Origin of the sequence: Mesorhizobium vachelliae, from assembly GCF_033977325.1 — a bacterium.
Lineage (GTDB): Bacteria > Pseudomonadota > Alphaproteobacteria > Rhizobiales > Rhizobiaceae > Mesorhizobium > Mesorhizobium vachelliae.
Map to the genome: position 1 here is coordinate 315,300 of NZ_JAVIIR010000008.1, position 25,450 is coordinate 340,749.

19 protein-coding genes are annotated in these 25,450 nt (G+C 64.5%); 7 read left to right on the top strand and 12 right to left on the bottom strand.

The annotated features are described in order from the left end of the window. Nucleotides 1-10: 10 nt before the first annotated feature. Together gltA and gltX are read right to left on the bottom strand one after the other, a co-directional pair. Nucleotides 11-1,339 (bottom strand): citrate synthase, encoded by a 1,329-nt coding sequence (gene gltA / locus RFM41_RS19255; RefSeq protein WP_320245099.1) that lies wholly within the window; start codon nucleotides 1,337-1,339, stop codon nucleotides 11-13. Nucleotides 1,340-1,521: 182 nt separating this feature from the next. Then, nucleotides 1,522-2,946, bottom strand: a complete 1,425-nt coding sequence (gltX, locus tag RFM41_RS19260; RefSeq protein ID WP_320245100.1) for a glutamate--tRNA ligase — start codon at nucleotides 2,944-2,946, stop codon at nucleotides 1,522-1,524. Nucleotides 2,947-3,047: 101 nt separating this feature from the next. Here gltX and RFM41_RS19265 point away from each other — a divergent pair, with 101 nt between their 5' ends. Then, complete coding sequence (locus tag RFM41_RS19265; RefSeq protein ID WP_320319287.1) at nucleotides 3,048-5,507, top strand: ComEC/Rec2 family competence protein; 2,460 nt, start codon at nucleotides 3,048-3,050, stop codon at nucleotides 5,505-5,507. On the opposite strand, the gene lexA is transcribed toward RFM41_RS19265, so the two are convergent. From lexA to RFM41_RS19295, 6 genes are all read right to left on the bottom strand, one after another. Beyond that, entirely contained in the window at nucleotides 5,501-6,235 is a 735-nt protein-coding gene (lexA, locus tag RFM41_RS19270) for a transcriptional repressor LexA (RefSeq protein ID WP_320245102.1), read from the bottom strand. The two genes, RFM41_RS19265 and lexA, sit on opposite strands and share 7 nt — an antisense overlap. A 116-nt stretch (nucleotides 6,236-6,351) precedes the next feature. Next, a complete protein-coding gene (locus RFM41_RS19275) occupies nucleotides 6,352-7,557 on the bottom strand; it encodes a molybdopterin molybdotransferase MoeA (RefSeq protein WP_320245103.1) in 1,206 nt (401 codons plus the stop codon). Beyond that, entirely contained in the window at nucleotides 7,557-8,033 is a 477-nt protein-coding gene (gene moaC / locus RFM41_RS19280; protein WP_320245104.1) for a cyclic pyranopterin monophosphate synthase MoaC, read from the bottom strand. The genes RFM41_RS19275 and moaC overlap by 1 nt, the downstream gene beginning before the upstream one ends. Before the next feature lies 1 nt (nucleotide 8,034). After that, nucleotides 8,035-8,847, bottom strand: coding sequence for an indole-3-glycerol phosphate synthase TrpC (gene trpC / locus RFM41_RS19285; RefSeq protein ID WP_320245105.1), 813 nt, complete (start codon nucleotides 8,845-8,847; stop codon nucleotides 8,035-8,037). Between the two features lie 4 nt (nucleotides 8,848-8,851). Beyond that, nucleotides 8,852-9,862 carry an anthranilate phosphoribosyltransferase gene (trpD, locus tag RFM41_RS19290; protein ID WP_320245106.1) on the bottom strand — a complete coding sequence of 337 codons (1,011 nt, stop codon included), beginning with the start codon at nucleotides 9,860-9,862 and terminating at the stop codon, nucleotides 8,852-8,854. After that, nucleotides 9,859-11,754 (bottom strand): peptidyl-prolyl cis-trans isomerase, encoded by a 1,896-nt coding sequence (locus RFM41_RS19295; protein WP_320245107.1) that lies wholly within the window; start codon nucleotides 11,752-11,754, stop codon nucleotides 9,859-9,861. Before RFM41_RS19295 ends, trpD begins: the two co-directional genes overlap by 4 nt. 142 nt (nucleotides 11,755-11,896) lie before the next feature. Here RFM41_RS19295 and tpiA point away from each other — a divergent pair, with 142 nt between their 5' ends. From tpiA to RFM41_RS19320, 5 genes are all read left to right on the top strand, one after another. Beyond that, nucleotides 11,897-12,664, top strand: coding sequence for a triose-phosphate isomerase (tpiA, locus tag RFM41_RS19300; protein ID WP_320245108.1), 768 nt, complete (start codon nucleotides 11,897-11,899; stop codon nucleotides 12,662-12,664). A 459-nt stretch (nucleotides 12,665-13,123) separates the two neighbouring features. After that, entirely contained in the window at nucleotides 13,124-13,651 is a 528-nt protein-coding gene (secG, locus tag RFM41_RS19305) for a preprotein translocase subunit SecG (RefSeq protein ID WP_320245109.1), read from the top strand. A 213-nt stretch (nucleotides 13,652-13,864) separates the two neighbouring features. Next, nucleotides 13,865-14,983 carry a L,D-transpeptidase gene (locus RFM41_RS19310; RefSeq protein WP_320245110.1) on the top strand — a complete coding sequence of 373 codons (1,119 nt, stop codon included), beginning with the start codon at nucleotides 13,865-13,867 and terminating at the stop codon, nucleotides 14,981-14,983. A 140-nt stretch (nucleotides 14,984-15,123) separates the two neighbouring features. Continuing rightward, nucleotides 15,124-16,761 (top strand): CTP synthase, encoded by a 1,638-nt coding sequence (pyrG, locus tag RFM41_RS19315; RefSeq protein ID WP_318528182.1) that lies wholly within the window; start codon nucleotides 15,124-15,126, stop codon nucleotides 16,759-16,761. 22 nt (nucleotides 16,762-16,783) lie between these two features. Continuing rightward, entirely contained in the window at nucleotides 16,784-17,329 is a 546-nt protein-coding gene (locus RFM41_RS19320; RefSeq protein ID WP_320245111.1) for a DUF1697 domain-containing protein, read from the top strand. Between the two features lie 44 nt (nucleotides 17,330-17,373). Here RFM41_RS19320 and RFM41_RS19325 read toward each other — a convergent pair whose 3' ends face one another. After that, on the bottom strand, nucleotides 17,374-18,831 hold the full coding sequence (locus tag RFM41_RS19325; RefSeq protein WP_320245112.1) for an NCS1 family nucleobase:cation symporter-1: 1,458 nt from the start codon (nucleotides 18,829-18,831) through the stop codon (nucleotides 17,374-17,376). A gap of 307 nt (nucleotides 18,832-19,138) precedes the next feature. On the opposite strand from RFM41_RS19325, the gene RFM41_RS19330 reads away from it, so the two are divergent. Then, nucleotides 19,139-19,441, top strand: coding sequence for a DUF982 domain-containing protein (locus RFM41_RS19330; protein WP_320245113.1), 303 nt, complete (start codon nucleotides 19,139-19,141; stop codon nucleotides 19,439-19,441). A gap of 126 nt (nucleotides 19,442-19,567) precedes the next feature. Here RFM41_RS19330 and RFM41_RS19335 read toward each other — a convergent pair whose 3' ends face one another. The 3 genes from RFM41_RS19335 to RFM41_RS19345 form a co-directional block, all read right to left on the bottom strand. Beyond that, on the bottom strand, nucleotides 19,568-21,112 hold the full coding sequence (locus RFM41_RS19335) for an HlyD family type I secretion periplasmic adaptor subunit (RefSeq protein WP_320245114.1): 1,545 nt from the start codon (nucleotides 21,110-21,112) through the stop codon (nucleotides 19,568-19,570). Beyond that, nucleotides 21,109-23,238 carry a type I secretion system permease/ATPase gene (locus RFM41_RS19340; protein ID WP_320245482.1) on the bottom strand — a complete coding sequence of 710 codons (2,130 nt, stop codon included), beginning with the start codon at nucleotides 23,236-23,238 and terminating at the stop codon, nucleotides 21,109-21,111. The genes RFM41_RS19335 and RFM41_RS19340 overlap by 4 nt, the downstream gene beginning before the upstream one ends. Before the next feature lie 322 nt (nucleotides 23,239-23,560). Next, on the bottom strand, nucleotides 23,561-25,450 hold a 1,890-nt coding region (locus tag RFM41_RS19345), incomplete at its 5' end, for a hypothetical protein (protein ID WP_320319288.1).

A 25,450-nucleotide genomic window follows, 5' to 3' on the forward strand; every position in this document is an offset into this window, starting at 1 on the left:
CACTACTCACTCAACGCTTCGCAATCGGCACGTAATCGCGTTCCGTGGCGCCGGTGTAGAGCTGGCGCGGGCGGCCGATCTTCTGGTGCGGGTCCTCGATCATTTCCTTCCACTGGGCGATCCAGCCGACGGTGCGCGCGACCGCGAACAGCACGGTGAACATGGTGGTGGGGAAGCCGAGCGCCTTCAGCGTGATGCCGGAATAGAAGTCGACATTCGGATAGAGCTTCTTTTCGATGAAGTACTCGTCGGTCAGCGCGATCTTCTCGAGCTCCATCGCGATGTCGAGCAGCGGATCGTCCTTGATGCCGAGCTCGCCCAGCACCTCATGCGCGGTTTTCTGCATGATCTTGGCGCGCGGATCGTAGTTCTTGTAGACGCGGTGGCCGAAGCCCATCAGCCGGAACGGGTCGTTCTTGTCCTTGGCGCGGGCAATGAACTCCGGAATGTGGTCGACATGGCCGATCTCGCCCAGCATGTTCAGCGCCGCTTCGTTGGCGCCGCCATGCGCCGGCCCCCAAAGACAGGCGATGCCGGCGGCGATGCAGGCGAACGGGTTGGCTCCGGAAGAGCCGGCGAGGCGAACCGTCGAGGTCGAGGCGTTCTGCTCGTGGTCGGCGTGCAGGATGAAGATGCGCTCCATCGCGCGCGCCAGCACCGGATTGATCTTGTATTCCTCGCACGGCACGGCAAAGCACATGTGCAGGAAATTGGCCGCGAAGCTGAGATCGTTCTTCGGATAGATGAAGGGCTGGCCGATATGGTATTTGTAGGCCATCGCCGCGATGGTCGGCATCTTGGCGATCAGGCGCATCGAGGCGACCATGCGCTGATACGGGTCCGAGATGTCGGTCGAGTCGTGATAGAAAGCCGACAGCGCGCCAACCACGCCGCACATCACGGCCATCGGGTGCGCGTCGCGGCGGAAGCCGGTGAAGAAGCGCGACATCTGCTCGTGCACCATGGTGTGGCGCGTCACGCGATAGTCGAAATCCTCCTTCTGCGCCTTGGTCGGCAATTCACCGTAGAGCAGCAGATAGCAGACCTCGAGGAAGTCGCCATGTTCGGCGAGCTGGTCGATCGGATAGCCGCGGTGCAGCAGGATGCCGGCATCGCCGTCGATGAAGGTGATTGCCGACTCGCAGCTTGCCGTCGACGTGAAGCCGGGATCGTAGGTGAAGGCGCCGGTGGTGCTGTAGAGCGCGCCGATGTCGATCACGTCAGGCCCGGTCGATCCGCTTCGCACCTTGAATTCATGCGTCTTGCCGGCGAGTTCGAGCCTGGCGGTCGACTCGTGCGCCTTGCCGCCAGGTTCCAGTTTTGTCGCAGCTTCGCTCATTCCCAAACTCCTTTATGTTTCCTCATGCCGGCAAGGCAATTCCTGCAAACGACACGTCGAAATCACCGTAAAGGGCGAACTTGCCACCGCATTTTAGGAGGTGCGTGCCAGATTGGGCCAAGGCCTAATGTTGCACTGCGAAACACACCTTTCAATGCCAATCTTCTTGGGCCAGTTCGCTCCTAATCGATTTGATCTCCAATCCTCGCCAGGCTTTCCTGGCGGCCCAGCACGGCCAGCACGTCGAACACGCCTGGCGAAGTGCTGCGGCCGGTCAGCGCGGCTCTGAGCGGCTGGGCCACCGCGCCGAGCTTGTGTCCGCCGGCCTGCGCAAACTCGCGGATCGAAGCCTCCGCCGAAGCGGCGCTCCAGTCGCCTTGGATGGAAGACAATGCGCCATGCGCGCCGCGCAGAATCGCGCGCGCATCCGCGTTGAGCAAGCCCGCCGCCTTCTCGTCGAGCGGCAAGGGCCGCTCTGCGAACAGGAAGGCCGCGCCGTCGACCAGCTCGACCAGGGTCTTGGCCCGCTCCTTGAGGCCGGGCATGGCGGCAAGCAACTGCGCCTTGCGCTTGTCATCCAGCTTTGCCGCGAGCGCCGGGCCGCCTTCGAGATAGGGCAGAGTGGCGACGAAGATGTCGAACAGCGCGCGATCGTCCATCTTGCGCATATGCACGCCGTTCATCGCCTCGAGCTTGGCAAAGTCGAAGCGGGCAGCGCCCTTGTTGACGTCGCCGATGTCGAACCAGGCGATCATGTCCTTGATCGACATCACTTCGTCGTCGCCATGGCTCCAGCCGAGCCGCGCCAGGTAGTTGAGCAGCGCTTCCGGCAGATAGCCCATGGCGCGATAGGCCTCGACGCCGAGCGCGCCGTGCCGTTTCGACAGCTTGGCGCCGTCGGCGCCGTGGATCAGCGGGATGTGCGACATCGACGGCACCTCCCAGCCCATGGCGTTGTAGATCACCGTCTGGCGCGCAGCGTTGGTCAGGTGGTCGTCGCCGCGAATGATATGCGTGACGCCCATGTCATGATCGTCGACGACAACGGCATGCATGTAGGTCGGGACGCCGTCGGAACGCAGAATGATGAAGTCGTCGAGATCCTTGTTCGGGAAGCGCACCTCGCCCTGCACGCGATCGTTGACGATCGTCACGCCCTCGATCGGCGCCTTGATGCGGATCGCACCTTTGACGCCTGCCGGCGCCTCGGACGGATCGCGGTCGCGCCACTGGCCGTTGTAGCGCGGCGGCAGGCCCTTGGCGCGTGCGGCCTCGCGCACCGTCTCGAGCTCTGCCGGCGTCTCATAGGCGTAATAGGCCTTGCCCATGCGCACGAGCTCCTCGGCCACCTCGCGATGGCGCGGCGCGCGCTCGAACTGCGAGACGGCATCGCCATCCCAGGAAAGGCCAAGCCAGGTCAATCCGTCGAGAATGGCGGCCGTGGCGGCTTCGGTGGAGCGCTCGCGATCGGTGTCCTCGATACGCAGGAGCATCGTGCCGCCGGTGTGCTTGGCATAGAGCCAGTTGAACAGCGCCGTCCGCGCCCCGCCAATATGCAGGTAGCCTGTGGGCGAGGGGGCAAAACGGGTGACGACCTTGTCGGACATGGAACTCTCGAAGAAGCACTGAAACAGCATATTCCGCGCGGGCTTCCACGCGATCGGCGTTCATGTAGCATAGGCGGTCTGGGGCGCAAGGGGCAGACCCGATGGCTGTACGTGGCCGGGGCGTGGACGAGGGCGGGGGAACGACAGCTGGCGTCAGCGAGCGCCTGATGTTTACCCATGCCACGCCCGCTGAGACCGCGCCGGTTCCGCTGCCGGAACTTAATCCACCCGTCGAGCTACCGCCGCCCGGTGGCGGTGCGCTGCAGCCAGCCTCGCCAACAGCCATCGTCAGCAGGATACGCAGACAGCTTGGCCGCGTTTCGCTTCCTGTGCTGCGCCGAAGCGTTGCGGTCGCTGCCACCACCGAGCTGGACCGCGGCGTCGGCTTTCTGCTGGTGCCGGTGTTCCTGGCCGCCGGCGTGATCTATTACTTTTCGCTGAGCACCGAGCCGGATCTCTACAGGCCGCTTGCCGCGGTGGCTCTGATGGCTGCCTGCGCGGCGGTGTCGCGCTCCTGGCAGAGAACGCATCTTCTCTTCATGGCTACGCTTTTCTGCGCCTTGGGCTTTCTCGCGGCCAAGGTGGAGACCTGGCGGATGGCCACCCCAATGCTGGGATCCGAAATCCAGACACGGCTGACGGGTCGCCTCGTCACCGCCGAGGCGATGGCCAATGGCCGTGTCCGGCTGACCATCGATCTGATTTCAACGGAGCATCCGAAGCTGCGCTACGCGCCGGACCGCGTCAGGCTGTCGGCACGCAGGATCCCGCCCGGCATGACCGCCGGCTCGATGCTGACCGGCTATGCCAAGCTGCTGCCGCCGACCGGCCCGGTTCGGCCGGACAGCTACGACTTTTCCTTCGACAGCTACTTTGCCGGCATCGGCGGCAGCGGCTTTTTCCTGGGCGATCCGAAACTGATTGCGCCAGCGGAGGCGCCCTTTGGCGCGCGCGTCGCATCGGCGGTCGAAAACGCGCGCGAAGGGATCGCCGATCACATCAGGAGCAGCATCGGCGGGTCCGAGGGTGAGATCGCGGCGGCGCTGATCGTCGGCGTGCGCGCCGGCATTCCGGAAGCGATCAACGAGTCGATGCGGCGCACCGGCATCTACCACATCATCTCGATCTCCGGCCTGCACATGGCGCTGGTCGCCGGCACGATCATGGTGCTTTTGCGCGGCGTCTTCGCGCTGTTTCCCGATTTCTCGTCGCGCCGGCCGGTGAAGAAATATGCCGCTGGAATAGCACTGATCTCGATCGCCGCTTACCTCGTCATCTCCGGCATCGTGGTGGCGGCCGAGCGAAGCTTCATCATGCTGGCCGTGATGCTCGCCGCCGTACTCTTCGACCGCGCGGCGCTCACCATGCGCAACCTGTCGATCTCGGCCATTGCCGTGATCCTTGTCTCGCCGCACGAAGTGGTCGGCCCGAGCTTCCAGATGTCCTTCGCCGCCACAGCAGCCCTGGTCGGCGCCTATGCGGGCTTTGCCGACTATCGCGCCGGCAAAACGACCGCGCCACCGGCAAAACGTTCGTTCCTCGGGTTCCTGTCGCGAAAACTGGCGGTCGGCGTGGGCGGCGCCGCCATGACGTCGCTCATCGCGGGAAGCGCGACGTTGCTGTTTGCGATCTGGCACTTTCAGCGCGTGTCGCCGCTTAGCCTGCTCGCCAATCTGGCGGTCATGCCGATCGTCTCGCTGATCGTCATGCCCTTTGCCGTGTTGAGCGCGCTAGCCATGCCCTTCGGCTTCGATGGACCCTTCCTCTTTGTCATGGGCAAGGGGCTGACGGCGATGATCGCCATTTCGGCATGGATATCCGAGCGCTCGCCGGTCGACGCCGTCGGGCTGATCTCGATCCAGTCGGTGCTGCTGGCCACGATCGCGCTGGTCATCGCGACGATGGCCACCACCTGGCTGAGGCTTGCCGCCGTTCCCTTCGCGCTCGCCGCGCTGCTGGCCATACCTCATGTCCGCACGCCGGATGTGCTCATTTCGGAGGACGCGCATCTGGTGGCGATGCCGATCGGCGGCGGCCAGCTTGCCGTCAATCGCGCACGCTCCAACGAGTTCACCACCGACAATTGGAAACGTGCGCTGAAAGCCGAGGAAATCGTGCCGCCGGAAATGTTCGCCAAAGATGCGCTGGACATCGCCGATCCCGTCGACCTGCCGCCCGGCTCGCCCTTCTATTGCACCGGCGACCTCTGCATCGGCCGGCATCCATCCGGCGCCATCGTTGCGCTCGCCGAAAACCGCGACAGCGCCCGGCCGGCCTGCGGCTTCGCCGACCTCATCATCATCAACGACGCCACCGCCTACAATCCCTGCCGCGATCCGCGCGTGCTTGTCGTCACCAAGCGGCAGCTGGCGCGCGACGGCAGCGCCGCCGTCTTCTTCGATCCGCAATCGGCAACCGCGCGGCCGGCGATCCAATATGCTGTCGAGCAGCCGTACCGGCCCTGGCACGAACAGCGGAAGTATACTCGAGAGGCGAGAGGACTGGCGCCTTATCAAAAGCCTGAGCGGGCGGATGCGAAACCTTCGCAACCGGATCAGTAGCGGCGGATCAGCCCGACGAGCTTGCCCTGCACCTTCACCCGATCCGGTCCGAAGATGCGGGTTTCGTAGGCCGGGTTGGCCGCCTCCAGCGCGATCGAGGCACCCTTGCGGCGGAAGCGCTTGAGCGTCGCTTCCTGGTCGTCGACCAGCGCCACCACGATCTCGCCCGGGCTTGCCGTGTTGGCATTGCGGATGATGACGGTATCGCCGTCGAAGATGCCGGCCTCGATCATCGAGTCGCCTTTGACCTCCAGCGCATAATGCTCGCCGCCGGCGATCATGTCCGGGGGCACCGTGATCGAATGCGTCTGGTGCTGGATGGCGTCGATCGGCACGCCTGCGGCGATGCGGCCCATCACCGGAATGGACACAGCCGAGCCGGCATCGTCGTCATTGCTCGGCGTCGGCGTGCGCGAGGGGGCTGCGGGCTTGACCTGACGGCTGAGATTGCCCTGGCCGCCCTGGATGACGCTCGGCGAGAACTTCCTCGCCGCATTGAGGCCTGGCGCGATCGAGTCGGGCAGGCGCAGCACTTCCAGCGCACGCGCCCGGTTCGGCAGCCGGCGAATGAAGCCGCGCTCCTCCAGCGCCGTGATCAGCCGGTGGATGCCGGACTTGGAGGCGAGGTCGAGCGCTTCCTTCATCTCGTCGAAAGACGGCGGAATCCCGCTCTCCTTCAGCCTTTCGTGGATGAACATCAGAAGTTCATGTTGTTTGCGCGTCAGCATGGCGGCCCCCATGGGTTCTGAAACCAGAATCAGAAAAACAAACCCAGAACAAACACTATCTGTTCCAGTTGTGTTCCGCAACCGTTTAAAGTTTAGTGAATTTGTTGACGTTTTGTTCAGCGTAACATCAGAACGCTGCACTCGGCGCCGGTCTCGGCAGCCGGCGCGAAGGGCTCGCGCACGATCAGGGCGTTGGCGTCGGCGAGCATCCTGAGCATCGAGGAGTCCTGGATGCCGAATGGAGTCGCGACGAGCGTGCCGTCATTGTCTCGCACCACGGCGCGCACATAGTCCTGCCTGAGGTCGTTGGCGTGCATCGCGGCCCCCAGCCGGGCGGTCCGCACGTCCTGCCTGTGGTCGCGGCCGCCGAGCCGGCCAAGCAGCGGCTTCAGGAAGAGTTGCGAGCAGACGATGCTTGCCACCGGATTCCCAGGCAGGCCGACGCAGCGGACATTGCCAAGCCGGCCGAACATCAGCGGTTTGCCGGGGCGCATGGCGATCTTCCAGAAGTCGAGCCTCATGCCTTCGCCGGTCAGCACGTCGTGGATCAGGTCGTGATCGCCGACCGAGGCGCCGCCGAGCGTGACGATGACATCGGCATTCGCCTCGACCGCTTTCCGGACCAGCGCGGCGATCGCCTCCTTGCGGTCGGCGGCGATGCCGAGATCGAGCGCGCGCGCGCCGACCGACTGGGCTGCGGCGACGACGCCATAGGCATTCGATGAAATGATCTGGTCGGGGCCGAGTGTGCTGCCCGGCGGCAGCAATTCATCGCCGGTGGCGATGATTGCGACCAGCGGCCGGCGCACGACGTTCAAGGCAGGGTGGTTGGCCGAGGCCGCCAGCGAAAGCGCTGCGGCATCGAGCACGCGACCCTTTTCGAGCAGAACGTCGCCCTGGACGAAGTCGAGTCCACGGCGGCGCACATTGCGTGCTTCCGCGGTTGGTTCCGTCACCTCGATCCTGCCATTGCCGAGATCGCGCACGTTCTCCTGGATGACGATGGTGTCGGCGCCTTCAGGCAGCGGCGCGCCGGTGAAGATGCGCACGGCCTGGCCTTCGCCGACGGTTCCAGAGAAACCGCGCCCGGCGGGCGCCATGCCTATGACCTGGAGCTCGGCCGGCGCCGAAGCGACGTCGCTGGAACGCGTGGCGTAGCCGTCCATGGCCGAGGCGTTGAAGGGCGGCTGCGTGCGCAGCGCCACGACCGGTTCCGCCAGGACCCGCCCGGCCGCTTCGGCCAGCGGAATGCTTTCGCTGGGCAATGGTGCCGCGCCGTCGAGAAGGCGTTCGAGCGCTTCGGCGACCGGAACCAGGGCCATCAGGCATCCACCTTGTAGTCGCCGGACTTGCCGCCGGTCTTCTCGACCAGCCGGATGCCGGAAATCACCATGCCGCGGTCCGCCGCCTTGGCCATGTCGTAGATGGTGAGGCAGGCGACCGAAGCGGCGGTCAGCGCCTCCATCTCCACGCCGGTCTTGCCGGTGACGCGCGCAAGCGCGGTGACCTTGAGACCGGGCAATGCCTGGTCCGGCTCGATCTCGACGGCAACCTTCGTCAAAAGCAGCGGATGGCAAAGCGGGATCAGCTCGTGCGTCTTCTTCGCGGCCATGATCCCGGCGATGCGCGCGGTGCCCAGCACGTCGCCTTTCTTGGCGTCGCCGGCGAGAATCATCTCCAGCGTTTCAGGCCGCATCGACACAAAACCTTCGGCGATCGCGGTGCGTGTCGTCTCGGCCTTGCGGCCGACATCGACCATGTTGGCTTCGCCTTTGGCGCCAAGATGGGTTAGGGCCATCTCAGATGGCCTCGGCCGGCGCCTTGCCCGTCAGCAGAAGCTCGGTCGCGGCAGCCACGTCGGCCTGCCGCATCAGGCTCTCGCCGACGAGGAAGGTGCCGATCCTGCTCTTCTCCAGCCGGCGGCAATCCTGATGCGTGAAGATGCCGCTTTCGCTGACCAGCAGCCGGTCCGCCGGCACCATGGCCGCCAGCCGCTCCGAAACATCGAGGCTTGTCTCGAAGGTCCGCAAATCGCGGTTATTGATGCCGATCAGGCGCGAAGACAGACCAAGCGCGCGCTGCATTTCCTTTTCGTCATGCACCTCGACCAGAGCGTCCATGCCGAGCTCGAAGGCCGTCGCTTCAAGCTCCCTGGCGAGCGCGTCGTCCACGCTCGCCATGATGATCAGGATGGCGTCTGCGCCCCAGGCGCGCGCTTCGTAGACCTGGTAAGGGTCGAACAGGAAATCCTTGCGCAACGCGGGCAGGGTCACCGCCTTACGCGCATTGGTGAGAAATTCCGGCGCGCCCTGGAAGGACGGTGCGTCGGTCAGTACAGAAAGGCAGGCCGCGCCACCTTTCTGATAGGCTCTGGCCAGCGCCGGCGGATCGAAATCGGCGCGGATCAGGCCCTTGGAAGGGCTGGCCTTCTTGATTTCGGCGATTAGGCCGAAGCTCCCCGCTCTGCGCTTCGCCTCGAGCGCCGCCAAAAAACCGCGCGTCGCATCGGCATCCTTCGCCCGCGCCTTGATCTCGGCCAGCGGTACTTTCGCCTTCGCCGCTGCGATCTCGTCGCGCTTATAGGCTTCGATCTTGCGCAGGATATCCGACAAGGCCTTATCCGTTCGAAATCTCGATGAGCTTGTCCAGCACGCCGAGCGCACGGCCGCTGTCGATCGCTTGCGCCGCCGCCGCGATGCCGTCTGCCAAAGTCGTCACCTTGCCGGCCACGACCAGCCCGGCGCTGGCATTCATCAACACCGTGTCGCGATAAGCACCGGCCGCTCCGCCCAGCATATCGCGCAGTTCCTTGGCGTTGTAGGCCGCATCGCCGCCGCGCAGCTCTTCCTTGGTGTGCCGCTTCAGCTCGACGGCTTCCGGCGTCAGGGTGAAGCTGCGGATCTCGCCGCCAGCAAGCTCCGCCACCTGGGTCTCGCCCGTCGTGGTGATCTCGTCATAGCCGTCGCCATGGACGACCCAGGCGTGATCGGCGCCCAGCGCCTTCAGCGTGTCGGCCACCGGCATGATCCATTCCGGCAGGAAGACGCCGACCACCTGGCGGCTGACGCCGGCGGGGTTCGACAGCGGTCCGAGCAGATTGAAGATGGTGCGCGTGCCGAGCTCGACGCGGGTCGGTCCGACATGCTTCATCGCCGGATGGTGCGCTGGCGCGAACATGAAGCCGATACCGGCCTCGCGGATGCAGCGGCTGATCATCTCCGGCGAGATGTCTATTTTGACGCCCAGCGCCATCAACACGTCGGCGGAGCCGGTCAGCGAGGACAGGCCGCGATTGTTATGCTTGGCGACCGGCACCCCGGCGGCGGCGATGACGAAGGCCGAAGCGGTCGAGATGTTGAGCGAGTGCGAATTGTCGCCGCCGGTGCCGACGATGTCGATGGCGCCGTGCGGCGCCTCGACACGCAGCATCTTGGCGCGCATCGTCGCCACCGCGCCGGATATCTCGCTCACGGTCTCGCCGCGCACGCGCAGCGCCATCAGGAAGCCGCCGATCTGGCCGGGCGTCGCATCGCCCGACATGATGATGTCGAACGCCTCGCGCGCTTCCTCGAAGGAAAGCGGGGTGCCGGCGGCGACCTTGGCTATGTGTGTCTTCAGCGCGCTCATCGTGTCTGTGCTTGCGAAACGGCGTTCGGATCGATGCGAACGTCATATTGCGATTGCAGCTGCGCCACCAGCTGGTCGAGCAGGTCGTCGGACATGCCGGCGCCGAATGATTTCTGCGCGTCGTCCGGGACCGCGCTGCCGTCGGCACCCGCCGGCTCGAAGACCTCGGCGACCTTGAACAGGATCTGGCCGTCGCCGGTGGGCGAGGGGATCAGACCGGTGCCGCCTTCGCCGACGCCGAACATCGCCGCCGCACCCTCCTTGCCGAAATCGGCATCGTCGGCTTCGCGCTTCAGGCCGCGCTTGGTCTGTTTGTCGAGCTTGAGCTCGCCGGCGATGACGTCGAGCGTGGTGCCGGCCTTGAGGCGCTTCTCCAGATCCTGAGCCTTCGCGTCGAGCCGCTTGTCGGTCTCGGCCCCCGTCCAGTCGGCCACGACCTTCTTGCGGACTTCGTCCAAAGTGCGGTCGCGCGCCGGCGTGATCGACTGCACCTCGTAGAAGACAAAGCCATTGTCCGCGGTGGTCAGGCCCTCGTTCTCCGTATTGGGCTCGGCCGCGAACACCGACTTGATGAGCTCGGCCGATTCCGGCAAATCCTTCACGATCGTGCCGTCCGGCCGCTGTCCGGTGCGGTCTATGGCATCGATGGTGACGACCTTGAGCTTCAGCTTGTCGGCGGCCTCGGCAAGCGAGGCGCCCGAGGCGCGGGTGTCCTCATAGCTGTCATGGACGTCGAGCAGGATGCGGCTTGCTTCGCCGAGCGCAAGGTCCTTGCGGATCTGGCCGGACACTTCCGCAAGCGGCTTCACCACCTGCGGCTTGATCTCGGTGACGCGCAAGAGCACGGGACCGAAGGCGCCCTGGACGACATGGCTGACCTCGTTGGCGTTGAGCGAGAAAGCCGCATCGGCGACCGCCTTGTCGGCGATCTTGTCCTTGGACAGCGTGCCCAGCAGCGTATCTGCCGGCGTCTTGCCTTCGGCGGTTATGAGCTTGTCGAAAGTGGCGCCTGCCTTCAGCGAATCGTAGGCGGCCTTCGCCGCATCCGGCGTCTTGAACACCAGCTGCTCGATGGTGCGCATCTCGGGCGTCGTGTAGCGCGCGATATTCTTGTTGTAGTCCTCGCTGACTTGGGCGTCGGTCACCGCGGAAGGATCCGAGATGTCCTGCGGCTCCAGCCGGACATAGGAGAATTTGCGGTATTCCGGCGCCGCATAGTTCTTCTTGTTGGCGTCGAAATAGGCGTTGAGGGCGCTGTCGGACGGCGCCTCGATCGGCTGCACCAGCGTCTTCGGCAGCACGAGATAGTCAATCGTGCGATCCTCGCCGCGGTAGAGCGAGACCGCCTTCAGGAAGGTCTGCGGGACCTTGAGGCCGTCGGAAATCGCCTCGACGATCTGCTGGCGCACGGCAACTTGCGAGCGGTTCTTGAGATAGTCCTCGGGCCGCATGTTGAGCTGGTGAAGCAGGTATTCGAAGGTCCGGCGGTCGAACTGGCCGCTGGGGCCTTTAAAGGCCGGGTCCTCGCGCGTTAGGTCGGCCAGCCGATCCTTGGAGAGGCCGAGGCCGAGCTTGCGCGCCTGTTCGTCGAGCACCGCGCCCGACACGAGCTGCGCCAGCACCTGGTTGTCGACGCCGAGCAGCTTGGCCTGCTCGTGGGTGATGCGCTGGCCATATTGCTGCGACAGAAGGCTGAGCTGGCGGTCGTAAGCGAGGCGGTACTCGTTGATCGAGACCTCCGTGCCGCCGGCGGTGATGACCGCATGATGGCCACCCAGCACACCGCCCACCATGCGGGTGGTGATGCCCCAGGCGGCGAAACTTATCACCAGCAAGGACAGCAACGCCTTCGCGACCCAGGTACCCGCCGCGCTTCTCAATATACCAAGCATGCATACTTCCGATTTTTGCGCATTTTCGCATGCGCCGAGTCTGAAACAAGCGCAATAGCGCCCTTCCGGTCCACTGTCGATTGCTTTGTGACCTGATTTTGGTAGTGAGGGCGCTGCTTAATGTCGCTCGGAGAACGCCCCCATGACCCCTGGAATCCGCCCTCTTGTCGCCGGCAACTGGAAAATGAACGGCACCAGCGCCTCGCTCAACGAGCTGCGGTCGATCGGCAACGGGTTCATGAGCGGACTCGACGCGGAGACCGAAGCCCTGGTGTGCGTGCCGGCGACCTTGCTCCAGCGCGCCGCCGAGATCCTGTCGCGCACGCCGGTGCGGGCTGGTGGAGAAGATTGCCATCCCAAGGAGAGCGGCGCCTTTACCGGCGAGATTTCGGCGGAGATGCTCAAGGATGCCGGCGCAAGCCACGTGATCGTCGGTCATTCCGAGCGCCGCGAGCTGTTCGGCGACAATGATGCGACGGTCCATGCCAAGGCATCCGCCGCCTGGCGGGCAGGGCTTGTGGCCATCATCTGCATCGGCGAGACGCGCGCCGAGCGCGAGGCGGGCGCCACGCTCGATGTCCTGTCGCGCCAGCTCGAAGGGTCGGTTCCGAGCAGCGCTACCGCGGCGAACACCATCATCGCCTATGAGCCGGTCTGGGCGATCGGTACCGGCCTGACACCGACGGCGGCCGACGTCGCCGAGGCGCATGCGCATATCCGCGGCAAGCTGACCGGGTTGCTCGGCGATGCCGCGGCCAGGATGCGCATTCTCTACGGCGGCTCGGTCAAGCCTTCCAACGCGGTGGAGCTGCTCGGCGTCGAGAATGTCGACGGCGCGCTGGTCGGTGGTGCCAGCCTGAAGGCGGCCGACTTCCTGGCTATCGCGGAAGCCTACATGAACATGGCCTAGAGAACGTTTGAAAATTCTACTCCAGCGGTCATCTGGCGGCGTTTTCTGCGCTACTGCAGCGCCGCGCGTCCTCTTGGACGCGCAAAGGACGCTGCAGCAATTTTACTTGGCGCATGATCCTTTCCGAAAATCGATTCCGATTTTCGGGGTCATGCGCAGGCTCACAGACCTGAATGTCCGCTGCGCTCCGGCCTTCGCCGGCCAAAGCCCTCACAAGTGTCTCCATTCCATGAAGGCTACGGCCGGCGTAGGCCGGTTCTTGAAAACCACCACCATATTGCTCGCCGGAGCGAATTTCGAAACGGTCTCTGGGCTTCCGCGGCATAAATCGTTGTATTGGCCGCATTGCTTCCCATATTCCCGGCCACGGGCTTGGAAATGCCGCCAAAGCATTGTAAGGAGCCGCCTCCAAAACACCGGTCATATGCGCGGTCGCGCAAGGCCTCGCCAGGATAAATTATGGAAACCGTACTGATCGTCATCCACCTCATGGTCGTGCTCGCCCTTGTCGGCGTGGTGCTGCTGCAGCGCTCCGAAGGCGGCGGCCTGGGCATCGGCGGCGGTTCGGGCTTCATGACGGCGCGCGGCGCCGCCAACGCGCTGACCCGCGCCACCGCAATCCTGGCGGCGGCCTTCTTCGTGACGTCGCTGGCGCTGTCGATCATTGCCCGCTACGGCGAGAAGCCGATCGATATCCTCGACCGCCCGGCGACGTCGAGCCAGGGCAACGGCGTGCTCAACCAGCTGCCGGGTTCCAATGGGCCGGTGGGTACTTCCAAGCCCGCGGCTCCGGCAGGCGGCACGGCTCCCGCTGCTCCATCGGGCGGCGCAACGACCACCACGCCGCTCGCCAATGGCACCGCCACGCCGGCTCCGGCCCCGGCAACGACGCCCGCTCCGGCTGCGCTGGCGCCCGCGAATCCGGCCACGCCGCCGGCGGCCAATGGCGTCACCTTGCCGGTCACCCCGCAGGTTCCGAACCAGTAGCCGGACAAGCATCGGGCCGCGATCTGTTGTTCTTTGAACACAGTCGCGGCAAATGCGCGCCCGATCACGAAGATTCAACCGGGCGTAGCGCCTGCCTCAGCTTGAGGCGATGACGGCTAATCGATTATAGATTGCGCGCGGCACTTTTCGGCGTCCTTGGGGGGCGCCGGGCGACGCCGTGGGCAACTTGCTTTGAACAATCGGATCTTCGCCATGCAGCTTCGCAGCTTCATCCTCCTGGGATTCTGTGCCGTCCTCGGCATGGGTTCCGCGGCCCTTGCCGGACCGGCAAATCTGGCCACTTCCCCGTCGGTTGAGAAGACCGACGCAATTCCTGTCGCCGCCAAGAGCGACGCGTCGCAGCTGAGGCTTCTCAAGAAGAAGAAAAACCCGACTTCGGAGGATCTTGCGCAGATCAGCAAGCTCGAGGCCAAGATCGCGGCCGACAAGGAAGCCGCCAAGCAGAAGGCGCTCGACGCTCGCAAGATGGCGATGCGCGAGGCGGCCAAGGCCAAGGCGGACGCCGCGCGCCAGGAATGGCTCGCCAAGAAGGGCGGCAGCGCCGCCTCGACTGAAGTCGCCGACGCCAAACCGGCCAAGAAGACCGTCAAGGTGATCGAGCCGCTGACGCCGATCGCCCCGATCCAGACCGCCGAGCCGATCCCGGCTGAGGCGATGAACATCACGGCCACGGGCAACAATGGCGAGCTGCGCAGCGAAAACCCGGGCCAGAAGCAGACGAGCAGCGGCGGGCTGTTCGCCGGCCTCTTCGGCGGCGCCCAGGCGACTTCCATCAGCTATCTGCCCGAGACCCGTGCGCTTGATTCGGCGCTGGCCAAGAAGGACGCCAAGCGGCCGTTCAAGGTGAAGCCGGAATTCGTCCCGCAGGACGTTTCCTTCTCGGGTTACGAGCCGGGCACCATCGTCATCGACACCAGTGCCCGCCGTCTCTACCTCGTCGAGTCGTTTTCTACCGCCCGCCGCTATGCTATTGCGGTCGGCCGCGAAGGCCTGCAGTTCAAGGGCACCGTGGCGGTCGGCGACAAGCAGGAATGGCCGCGTTGGATCCCGACGCTCGACATGCAGAAGCGCGAGCCGAAGCATTACGGCCAGTACAAGGACGGCATGCCCGGCGGTGGCGAGAACCCGCTCGGCGCGCGCGCCATCTACCTCTATGACGGCAAGAAGGACACGCATCTGCGCATCCATGGCACCATCGCGCCGAACTCGATTGGAACCAGCGCCTCCAATGGCTGCTTCCGCATGATCAACGAGCACGTCATGGACCTCTACAGCCGCGTCAGGATCGGCACCAAGGTCGTTATTATCTAAGGTTTTCCATCAAACTGCCGAAAGGGCCGGCATCGCCGGCCCTTTTGTTTTGACTGCCCGTGCGGGCACCGGTGCCATTTTGGGAAAAAGCCTTCGCGGCGGTTTTTTCTCTGGCGGAATCAATCAGGCCGCGTTAAGCGATGACTCCCATGGCGCGATATGTATTCATCACAGGCGGCGTGGTTTCCTCACTCGGAAAAGGCATCGCCGCAGCAGCTCTTGGGGCACTTCTGCAGGCGCGAGGCTATCGCGCGCGGATCAAAAAGCTCGATCCTTATCTCAATGTCGACCCCGGAACGATGTCGCCATACCAGCATGGCGAAGTGTTCGTGACCGACGACGGCGCCGAGACCGATCTCGATCTCGGCCACTACGAGCGCTTCACCGGCCGCTCGGCCAACCAGCAGGACAACATCACCACCGGCCGCATCTACAAGAACATCATCGAGCGCGAGCGGCGCGGCGACTATCTCGGCGCGACCGTGCAGGTGATTCCGCACGTCACCGACGAGATCAAGCATTTCGTGCTGGACGGCAATGATGACTACGATTTCGTGTTGTGCGAGATCGGCGGCACGGTCGGCGACATCGAGGCGATGCCGTTCCTGGAAGCGATCCGCCAGCTCGGCAACGATCTGCCGCGCAACAACGCGGTCTATGTGCATCTGACGCTGATGCCCTACATTCCGACGGCCGGCGAGTTGAAGACCAAGCCGACGCAGCATTCGGTCAAGGAATTGCGCGGCATCGGCATCGCGCCCGACATCCTTCTGGTGCGCGCCGACCGGCCGATCCCGAAGGAAGAGCGCAGAAAACTTTCGCTGTTTTGCAACGTGCGCGAAAGCGCGGTCATCCAGGCGCTGGACGTGCCGCATATCTACGACGTGCCGATGGCCTATCACCAGGAAGGGCTCGATTCGGAAGTGCTGGCCGCTTTCGGCATCGACCCGGCGCCGAAGCCTCGCATGGAGCCGTGGCAGGCGCTGTCCAAGCGCATCCACAATCCGGAAGGCGAGGTGACGATCGCCGTCGTCGGCAAGTACACCGGCCTCAAGGATGCCTACAAATCGCTGATCGAGGCGCTCTCGCATGGCGGCCTCGCCAATCGCGTCAAGGTCAAGCTCGACTGGATCGAAAGCGAGATCTTCGAGAAGGAGGATCCGGCGCCGTGGCTGGAGAAGGTGCACGGCATCCTCGTTCCCGGCGGCTTCGGCGAGCGCGGCTCCGAGGGCAAGATCCTCGCGGCGAAGTTCGCCCGCGAGCGCAAGGTGCCTTACTTCGGAATCTGCTTCGGCATGCAGATGGCCTGCATCGAGGCGGCCCGTTCGCTGGCGGGGGTCGATCATGCCTCGTCGACCGAGTTCGGCCCGACCGACGAGCCGGTCGTCGGCCTTATGACCGAGTGGTTGAAGGGCAACATGCTGGAAAAGCGCAGGGCCACCGGCGACCTCGGCGGCACCATGCGGCTCGGCGCCTACCAGGCGGAGCTCGCCAAAGGCTCCAAGATCGCGGAGATCTATGGCGACACGCAGATTTCCGAGCGTCACCGGCACCGCTACGAGGTCAACATCGACTACAAGCAGCGACTTGAGGATTGCGGCCTGGTGTTCGCCGGCATGTCGCCCGATGGCGTGCTGCCGGAAACGGTCGAATACCCGGATCACCCCTGGTTCATCGGCGTGCAATATCATCCTGAACTGAAGAGCCGGCCGCTCGACCCGCATCCGCTGTTCGCGAGCTTCATTTCGGCGGCGGTGGATCAGTCGCGCCTCGTCTGAACCATCGGCTGGCGAACCAGCTATGCAGACATATGTCGCGTTGCTCTACAGCATTGGCCTCGGCGAAGGCCGGCGCCTCGTCATGTCCGACTTCAAGGCGATGGCCGAAGGCCTCGGCTTCAGAAATGCCCGCACGCTGGTGTCGACCGGCAACCTGGTCTTCGAGGCGCGCGCGACCAAAGTTTCCGCTCTCGAGCAGCGACTGGAGAGGGCGTTCGAAAAGAGCTTCGGCCGCCATGTCGACATTATCGTGCGCGACGCCGAGGATTGGCTGAAGCTTGCGGCTTCCAATCCGTTCCCTGGGGAATCGGCGCAAGCCGGCGACCAGGTCGCGGTTCGGGTGATGCGCCAAGCTGTCGCCGACGAAGCCCTATCGGGACTTCAGGCCCGTGCCGCCGAAGACGAAAAGGTGCTTCTGGTCGGCGGAGATATCTGGCTCGTCTTTTCGCGCGAGCGGCCAAGCTCGCGGCTGCTCGCAGCCTCAAATCACAAGCGCCTCGGGATTGGCACGTCGCGCAATTGGAACACCGTGCGCAGGCTGGCGGAGATGGTGGGCAGTAGGCAGTAGGTGGCATTTTCTATTGCCTGATCCCTACCGCCCACTGCCTTATTTCAGGCCTTCGCCACTTTCGCACCCGCGCCCAACGCCATGCTGCGCAGCACGTAGTAGATGGCGCCCGCGATCGCCACGCCGAAGAACCAGCCATAGACGCCCCACCAGGACGGCAGCCAGTTGGTGAAGTTGGGCAGGATCGAGGAGAAGATCGCGCCGATGCCGGCGGCGATGAAGGCGTTGACGTGCCAGCCTTCCTGGAAGCGGAATTCGCCGTCTTCCCGGTAGAGCGCCTCGACATCGACTGCGCCTTTGCGGATCAGATAGTAGTCGATCATCATCACGCCGAAGATCGGCCCCATCGTAGCGCCGATGACGTTGACGAACGATGCGGCGCTGCCTTCCCAAGGCGCGAAGGGATAGAGCACCAGCGCGATCAACGCCGCGATGTAGCCGCCCTTCTTGAAGTCGATCTGGCGCGGGAAGACGTTGGAGAAGTCGAAAGCCGGCGAGACGAAATTCGCCACGACGTTGATGCCGAGCGTCGCCACCGCGAAGGTCAACGCAGCGAGAGCGGCCAGGAACCAGCTGTCGAACTTGGCCGAGATCTGGTCGGGATGGAGCAGCACCTCGTGGTAGACGTCATATGCGGCAATCGTGGTAACGCCAGCGACGAGCGAGAACAGGATGAGGTTGATCGGCAGGCCCCAGATGTTGCCCTTGCGCACCGCCGCATAGTCCGGGGAGTAGCGGGCGAAGTCGCAGAAGTTGAGGTAGAGCGCCGAGAAATAAGTCACCCAGATCGCCGCCACCGCGAACAATGACGTCCACGAGCCCGGCGTTCCTGGCACGCCCGCGTCCTTGGTCTTTTCGAGCAGCACATCCATCGGGATGTCGCTGGAGAAGGCGAAGGTGCCGGACTTCACGCAAAGATAGACGGCGAGGAGCAGCATCATCACCCACACAGCGGGACCGGCCCAATCCTGGAAGCGGCGTACGGTTTCCATGCCCTTCTGGATGATCAGCAATTGCAGTGCCCAGATGACGACGAAGCAGATCACTTCCAGGGTGGAATGGCCAAGAAGATGCGAGGTCTTGTTGAACTCGTCGAACCATTGCAGGCGCGTCAGCAGCGCTACAATCGCGCCCGATGCCGCGGCCGTCTGGGCGCCGTACCAGAAGCAGGCGACGACTGCGCGCACCAGCGCCGGGACGTTGGCGCCCCAGATGCCGAAGGAGGCGCGGGCAAGCACGGGGTAGGGCACGCCGGTCTTCACCCCGGCATAACCGACGAGGTTCATCAGGAAAAAGATGATCAGCGAGCCGATGCCGATGGCGATGATGAAGTTGACGAAGCCGCCGCAGAACAGGAACAGACTTGCGGCGAGGTAATAGCCCCAGAGGCTGTGGACGTCCGACGTCCAGACGTTGAAGATCGAAAACGGTCCCCAGTTCCTGACCGTTGCGGGAGCGAGATCCTCGTTATAGAGGTCGGGCGATGCGCCTTGAATGGTCATTGCAAGTGTTCCCCTTTTTGCAAAACGCGCCCTCACGCGTTTGACCGCAGAGGTTAAGCCTGACGTTGGGGAACCGGCAAGCAACCTATTTGCTGGCTTTCGCCTTAAAGATATTCAATGAGAATAGCCGTTATCGGCGACTTCGGGCCTGCGTGGAGACTGAGTCGTCGCGGTCTTCGCGGAAGGGGTGGCCGACCCTTCCGGTTCCGGACTTTTTCCGACGGCAACCAAATTTGTTTGGAACTGATTCGCGAGACGTGCGTTTAGTGGGGTTCGACTGCGCTTGCGGTCGACCGGGAGGATAATCATGGATCGCTTGCATTTCTTTACCTCAGTGCGAATTGCGCGTGGGCAGGGATACCCTGTGGAGGAAGTCGATAGCGTCTCCGAAGCGATGGTGTTCCTGCGGAAGTGGCCGACTGGACGGCGCGGACCGGTTTACCAATGCGCCTTGAATTGCTGCGCGGCGGCTCTGTCGGGCAAGATGTCGGCCGAGGAAGCGCGCAAAGCCTTTGTCGGCTTTGCCCGCATCACACGGCTGCTCGATGATGACATGGCGCTGCCGCTGGGTGGCGTGTCCATGGACAATGTCCACGCCTTGAGGCGTTAGGATAGTCCGATTCCCGGGCAGCGCCCGGCTGCTGGCGATAGACTGGCGAGACGTTGGTTCTTCCGGCCAACGTGCGCGTATGGTTTTGATTTTCGCGAGCACCGCGGGCACGATCATGCGATCGCGTCATCTCTCCCTGAAAGCCTCCGAAGTGACCTTGGCGAGCGGCGAGAGCAGGTAATCGATCACGCGGCGGCTGTCGGTCTTGATTTCCACGCTCACCGTCATGCCCGACGTCAGAGGGATCATCGCCCCATTTATGTTCATCGCCTGCTCGTCGAGCGCGATGGTGACCGGGAAGACGAAGCTCTGGGGCTGCCCGGCCTGGCTGGCGGGCGCGGCAGTCGTGTTGGCGGCGGCAGCGGCGTTGGCGAGGCCGCGCTTGGCCTCTTGCTCCTCGATCGCTTCGGGCGCGACGCGGGTGACTTTGCCGTGCAGCACGCCAAAACGGGTGAAGGGGAAGGCATCGACCTTGATGGCCGCGCTCTGGCCGGGCTTGATGAAGCCGATGTCGAGGTTGGCGACGAGCGCCTCAACCTGCAGCGCCCCTTGCGTCGGCGCCACGACCAGCAGCTGCTGCCCGGTGGTCACGACCTGGCCGACCGTGGTCACGGCGATCTGCTGGGCGATGCCGTCGGTCGGTGAATAGAGCTTGGTGCGCGCGAGGCGCGCGTCCGCCTTGACGACCGCTTGTTTGGCTTCGTCCGCCTTGCGTTCGGCGTCGGCGAGCTTGTTCTCGTTATCGGCTACGAATTGCGAGAGCGTCATGACCTTCTCGCTTTCAAGCTCTTTCAGGGCTGCATCGGTCTCGATGAGCTCACCCTCGTCCGAGGCGAGCGACGATTGCGATTTTTCAAGCTGCTGCGTGGAGTCGTAGAGATTGACCTTGCTGCCGACTTGCCGTTCGAGCGCCTCCTGGCGGGTGCCGACGAGCTGGGTCAGCGTTTCGATCAACTTGTTCTGGTACGCTATGCTCATATCGAGGCGCTGGTGCGTCGCCAGCTTCTGCAAGATCTGCTTGTCGAGGCTCTGCAGGGCACCGGAGAGCTGGGTGAGATCGGCCGTCAGCACTGACGCCTCGCGCAGGCGGATCGCCTCCGGCAGCTCGGCGCCCCAGACGATTTGCGGCTCGGGGTCCGCGGCAGCTTGCGCCAGTTGCGCGGCAATGACCTCGCCTGCGTTCGCGTCGTCCGATTTCGCCGGACCGTTGAGCACGGCGCGCGCTGTTGCGATGGCAAGGCGGCGGCGCGCCATTTCGGCGAGGTTCGCGTTGAGCTCGTCGCTCTGTGCGTTTTCCTCCGCCGCCGGCTCCGCGGGATCCAGCTCCAGGAGCAGGTCTCCCGCCCTCACGTGCTGCCCATTCTCGACATGGATTGCGGCGATCTTGCCGGGATCGAGCGGCTGTATCACCTTGGCGTGGCCGGCCGTGTCGATTTTGCCGGGCGCCACCGCGTGCACCTCGAGCTGCCCGTAGAACGACCAGGCGAGCGCGGCTGCGAAGAAGGCGCAAATCGTCAGCATCGTGACGACGGACAGGGGCGGTGCCGGCGTTTCCAGGATTTCAATCGCCGCCGGCAGGAATTCGCGGTCGCGGCCGGAGATGACCGGCGCGGCTCGGGTGACCGGCTGCGGTGACGCCGAGGGGAGCGGCAGCGCGGTTCTCTCGTTCATGCCTCGGCCCTCGCTTGATCCGACTGCAGCGCCCAGAGGCGAGCGTAAAGGCCGCCTTCGCGGGCAAGGAGTTGCTCGTGGCTTCCGATCTCGACGATCTCGCCCCGTTCCATTCCGACGATGCGCGTGCACGGGCGTACGGCAGCCAGGCGATGGGCGATGATCAGCACCGTGCGGCCGCGCACGATCGCGCGCATATTCTCCTGGACGATGCGCTCGCTCTCGTAATCGAGCGCCGATGTCGCTTCGTCGAAAATCAGGATGCGCGGATTGGTGGCGAGCGCGCGGGCGATGGCGATGCGTTGGCGCTGTCCGCCCGAGAGATTGGCGCCGCGCTCCTCGATGAGCGTGTCGTAGCCCTGCGGCATCTGCGCGATGAACTCGTCAGCGCCGGCGAGCCTTGCCGCCTGGATAACCCACGCCCGCGGCACGGCGGGATCGCCGAGCGCGATGTTCTCGTGGATTGACCGGTTGAACAGGATGTTCTCCTGCAGCACGACTCCGATCTGGCGGCGAAGCCACCCCGGATCGAGCTGCGCGATGTCGATGCCGTCGAGCATCACCTGGCCCGCCTGCGGCGAATAGAGCCGTTGCACAACCTTGACCAGCGTCGACTTGCCCGAGCCCGACGCGCCGACGAAGCCGATGACTTCGCCTGCGGCGATCGACAACGTGACATTGCTCAGGGCTTCGGCGGCATCGGCCCGGTAGCGCAGCGACACGCCGCGCAGCTCTATCTCGCCCCGCGGCGGCGGCAGCGTCAGCAGGTTCTGGGGCACGGGTTCCGGCGGCGTGTTGAGGATGTCGCCAAGCCGCGCCACCGAAACCTGCACCTGCTGGAAGTCCTGCCAGAGCTGCGAGAGACGAAGGATCGGCGCAACGACCTGGGAAGCGATCATATTGAACGCGATCAGCTCGCCGACCGTCATCGCGCCGTCGATCACCGCCTCAGCGCCGAAGAGCAGGATCAGCGCCGTCGTCACCTTGCTCACATACTGGATGAGGTTCTGGCCGAGCGAGCCGGTGACGCCGGCGTCGAACGAGGTGCGGACGTAGGACGCCAGCCGCTCCTCCCATTGCGCCTGCATCATGGGCTCGACGCTCGCCGCCTTCAGGGTTGGCGCCCCGACGATCGACTCGACGAGAAACTGCTGCGACCGCGCACCGCGGTTGAACTTCTCATTGATCTGCTCGCGAAGAACCGGGCGGATCAACACCGCGATCAGGAGATAGACGGGGACCGTGCCAAGCACGACCAGCGTCAGCGTGCGCGAGTAGAGAAACATCACAACGAAGAAGACCAGCGTGAAGACGAGATCGAGCAGCGAGGTCAGCCCTTGTCCCGTCAGGAAGTTGCGGATCGTCTCGAGCTCGCGCACGCGCGCAACAGTCTGGCCGGTCGCGCGCGTCTCGAAATAGGCGAGGGGTAGCCGGAAGAGGTGGTGGAACAGGCGCCGGCCGAGCTCGACGTCCATCCGGTTGGTGGTGTGGCTCAGCGTATAGGTGCGCAGGAATTGCAGGACCGTCTCGAACAGTCCCAGCGTCACCAGGCCGACGATCAACACGGTCAGCGTGGATACCCCCTTGTGCACCAGCACCTTGTCGACGATGAGCTGGAAGAACACCGGCGTGATGAGGGCGAACAGCTGCACGAAGAGCGACGCGAGCGCGACCTGGGCGAGAGGCCGCCGGTAACGCAGGATCGAGGGCAGGAACCAGCGGAATCCGAAAGTCCTGGGGTCTGTGCCAGCCCCGCCCAGACGGCGCGTGACCAGCACGACCTCGCGCGAGGACAGCGCCACGATGTCCTCGATCGGCATCTCCCGGGCAAGGCGGGCGATCGGATCGAGCAGCCGCGCGTGCCCTTTCGTGGGTGAGGCCGCCAGCACGGCGAAGGTGCCGTCCTTGAGGCCGATCAGCGCGGGATAGGGAACCGCGGCGAGGCGCTTGGCCGTGACGCCGCGCAGGATGCGCGAGCGCAGCTCCAGATCATGCGCGCCGCGGACGATATCCTCAGCCGCGGCAAAGCGTCCCGTCAGCGCGAGCTGATGGCGCATCTGCGCCGGGTCGGCGGCGATGCGATAGTATCCCGCGATCACCGCCAGCCCGGCCAGGCCAGAGTCCATCGGCACGAATCGCGGCACGGGCAGGGGTTCGACCGTGGGTGGCTCGGGCGGCGCTTGCTCCGCCTTGGCCAGTTCCACGGTCATGTCGCTCTTCACTGGATCCACTGCCGCCTCCAGGTCCGAGCCGGGTTTCCGGCTTGGATGAAGCAGTCTGTCACGCTTGCGTGGGCGCCCGACCTTCGACGGCCTGGTTGGCGCCCGCTCTGCGTCTGGCGGCTCGGCCTCTGCGGCCACATCGGTCACGTCACCCTTCGCCTGGTCCACTTGTCGTCCCCTCAAGGCCGAGCCGGGACCCCGGCTCGGCCGAAGCATCCCTAAGCCGTCACACTTGCGTGGGCGCCGTCAGGTTGATGTTGAGTGTGCCTGTTCCTGCCTCCGTGAGGTTGCTGTTCAATCCGCTGTTGAACGCGTCATAGTCCTGCAGCGCGAGATTGAAGGCCATGTTGACGGGCTGGCCGACATTGAAGGTCGACACCGACACCGCCCCCATGTCGAAGGAGTTCTTGTTGTTGTAAGCAGTACCGATATTGGTCGCCAGCAGGCGATCGAAACCGGTCGCCGTGCTGACCAGGATAAACTCTCCCGGTGCCAGCTTCAGACCTGTCAGATCTACGCCATTGCTGTCGACCGACCCGGCCGTCGGTGCGAAGTCCGCCGTTACGGTCTGGCTGACGCCGCCGGAGGTGAACGTCTTCGACCCATCCGCGGTGAAATCGGCGAGGGTGCCGGTGATGTTGCCTTGGCTGTCCTCGGTCACGATCTTGACCTCGGTGATCTGCTGTTGGTTGGTGTCCGTCGTCTGCAAGGTCGTGGCCGAGGTCGGGACGTTGAACGCGTCGAGGCGGATGTCGACGGTTTTTCCCGTCGGATTGACCTGGCTCAGCGTGAAGCCCGAGTTGTTGACCTCGTAGTGATCGAGGAAGCTGAGCGTGCTTAGCGACTTCAGGGCTGTCGTGGAGGTGATCGAGTGGACGTTGTCGACGAAGTCGAGGCGGATGCCCGTGCCGGGGGCCACCGCCTGCTTGTCCGTGCCGACGCCGATCGAGCTCGGATTGACCGTGTCGGTGCCGGGTTTGAGCCCGGTGAAGACGACCGACTTGCCGGGACTGACGGGCTCTTTCGTCGTTGGGTTGAACGGCAGCGAGAACCACGCGTAGTCGCCGGCGGGCACGTCTGCGAAGTCGCTGAAGGTGAAGTTCGAGCCGTTGCTGATCGCCTGGAGCATGTTGTAGGTGTATGTGCCGGCGTCGGGGTTGAGGGTGATTGTGAACACCTCGTCCGCCGCGATGGCGGATCCGCCCGCGCCGCCAGGAAGCCCAGCGCCGGTCGAGTCGGTCGTCGCCGTTAGCGTGCCCGTGCCGAACCCGAACAGGTAGATGTCGCTGCCGTTCGCTTCGAGGTTCACGGTCGAGCCGCCGCCGAGTTGGCCGGTCAGCTTCGCGCCATCCGTGCCGGTGAAGGTCAGCGCGCCGAAGCCGTCGCCGCCGGCATGCTGCTCGATGGTGAGCAACGAATTCGGATCGACGGTCCCGTCGGCCGAATCCGTATTGACCAGATTGCCGGTGAAGCTCGAGCCGGCGGCGTCCTTGACGTTGTCACCGCTGACGATCGCCTCCGGATTGAAGTTCACCGGCACGTCGTCGATGACCGCGACCGTCCAGGCGTTGGCCGGGGCTGTCGCCGTGTTGCCGTCGGCGTCGGTCGCCTGGATCAGGGCGCTGAAATCGATCGAGGTCTGGCTTGAGTCGTTCGTGCCCGGCGCCTGATCGATGGGGGCCGAAAGCGCGAACGTCCAATTGCCGCTTGTGTCCAGCGTCAAGGTAAACACGGTCGGTCCACCCGAACCCCTGGTAGCAGTCAGGGTCGTATGGTCGCTCGAGACGCTATAGAAGAGCGCTGTACCGTTTGACTTGAGATTTTGGCTTGCCAGGCTGGTCGTTATGCTCGACAGCGTGAACGAGAGCGGCTTGTCTGCTCCCGTCGTGAACAACGAACTGACCGAACCGTTCGCGTCGGCGCTCGTGCCGGTTGCGTCGGGCAGTTTGTTGGTCGACAGCGCGTCCTCATCGACGCTCCCCGACGACGACGAATTGGCGATGAACGTCGGCTGGTCGTCGATGATGGTGAGATTGAGCCCGTTGGCGTTGGCGGCGACGCTGCTGCCGTCGGCGTCGGTCGCCTGGATGAGCGAGCCGACGTTGAAGCCGAACGC

What these genes read in the sequence shown, in the direction of transcription:
- RFM41_RS19320 (WP_320245111.1), top strand. Translation starts at nt 16,784, where the DNA reads ATGCAGACATATGTCGCGTTGCTCTACAGCATTGGCCTCGGCGAAGGC.
- RFM41_RS19310 (WP_320245110.1), top strand. Translation starts at nt 13,865, where the DNA reads ATGCAGCTTCGCAGCTTCATCCTCCTGGGATTCTGTGCCGTCCTCGGC.
- tpiA (WP_320245108.1), top strand. Translation starts at nt 11,897, where the DNA reads ATGACCCCTGGAATCCGCCCTCTTGTCGCCGGCAACTGGAAAATGAAC.
- RFM41_RS19330 (WP_320245113.1), top strand. Translation starts at nt 19,139, where the DNA reads ATGGATCGCTTGCATTTCTTTACCTCAGTGCGAATTGCGCGTGGGCAG.
- RFM41_RS19295 (WP_320245107.1), bottom strand. Translation starts at nt 11,754, where the DNA reads ATGCTTGGTATATTGAGAAGCGCGGCGGGTACCTGGGTCGCGAAGGCG.
- RFM41_RS19275 (WP_320245103.1), bottom strand. Translation starts at nt 7,557, where the DNA reads ATGGCCCTGGTTCCGGTCGCCGAAGCGCTCGAACGCCTTCTCGACGGC.
- gltX (WP_320245100.1), bottom strand. Translation starts at nt 2,946, where the DNA reads ATGTCCGACAAGGTCGTCACCCGTTTTGCCCCCTCGCCCACAGGCTAC.
- RFM41_RS19325 (WP_320245112.1), bottom strand. Translation starts at nt 18,831, where the DNA reads ATGACCATTCAAGGCGCATCGCCCGACCTCTATAACGAGGATCTCGCT.
- trpD (WP_320245106.1), bottom strand. Translation starts at nt 9,862, where the DNA reads ATGAGCGCGCTGAAGACACACATAGCCAAGGTCGCCGCCGGCACCCCG.
- RFM41_RS19265 (WP_320319287.1), top strand. Translation starts at nt 3,048, where the DNA reads ATGGCTGTACGTGGCCGGGGCGTGGACGAGGGCGGGGGAACGACAGCT.
- RFM41_RS19340 (WP_320245482.1), bottom strand. Translation starts at nt 23,238, where the DNA reads ATGGACTCTGGCCTGGCCGGGCTGGCGGTGATCGCGGGATACTATCGC.
- pyrG (WP_318528182.1), top strand. Translation starts at nt 15,124, where the DNA reads ATGACTCCCATGGCGCGATATGTATTCATCACAGGCGGCGTGGTTTCC.
- moaC (WP_320245104.1), bottom strand. Translation starts at nt 8,033, where the DNA reads ATGGCCCTAACCCATCTTGGCGCCAAAGGCGAAGCCAACATGGTCGAT.
- secG (WP_320245109.1), top strand. Translation starts at nt 13,124, where the DNA reads ATGGAAACCGTACTGATCGTCATCCACCTCATGGTCGTGCTCGCCCTT.
- gltA (WP_320245099.1), bottom strand. Translation starts at nt 1,339, where the DNA reads ATGAGCGAAGCTGCGACAAAACTGGAACCTGGCGGCAAGGCGCACGAG.
- lexA (WP_320245102.1), bottom strand. Translation starts at nt 6,235, where the DNA reads ATGCTGACGCGCAAACAACATGAACTTCTGATGTTCATCCACGAAAGG.
- RFM41_RS19335 (WP_320245114.1), bottom strand. Translation starts at nt 21,112, where the DNA reads ATGAACGAGAGAACCGCGCTGCCGCTCCCCTCGGCGTCACCGCAGCCG.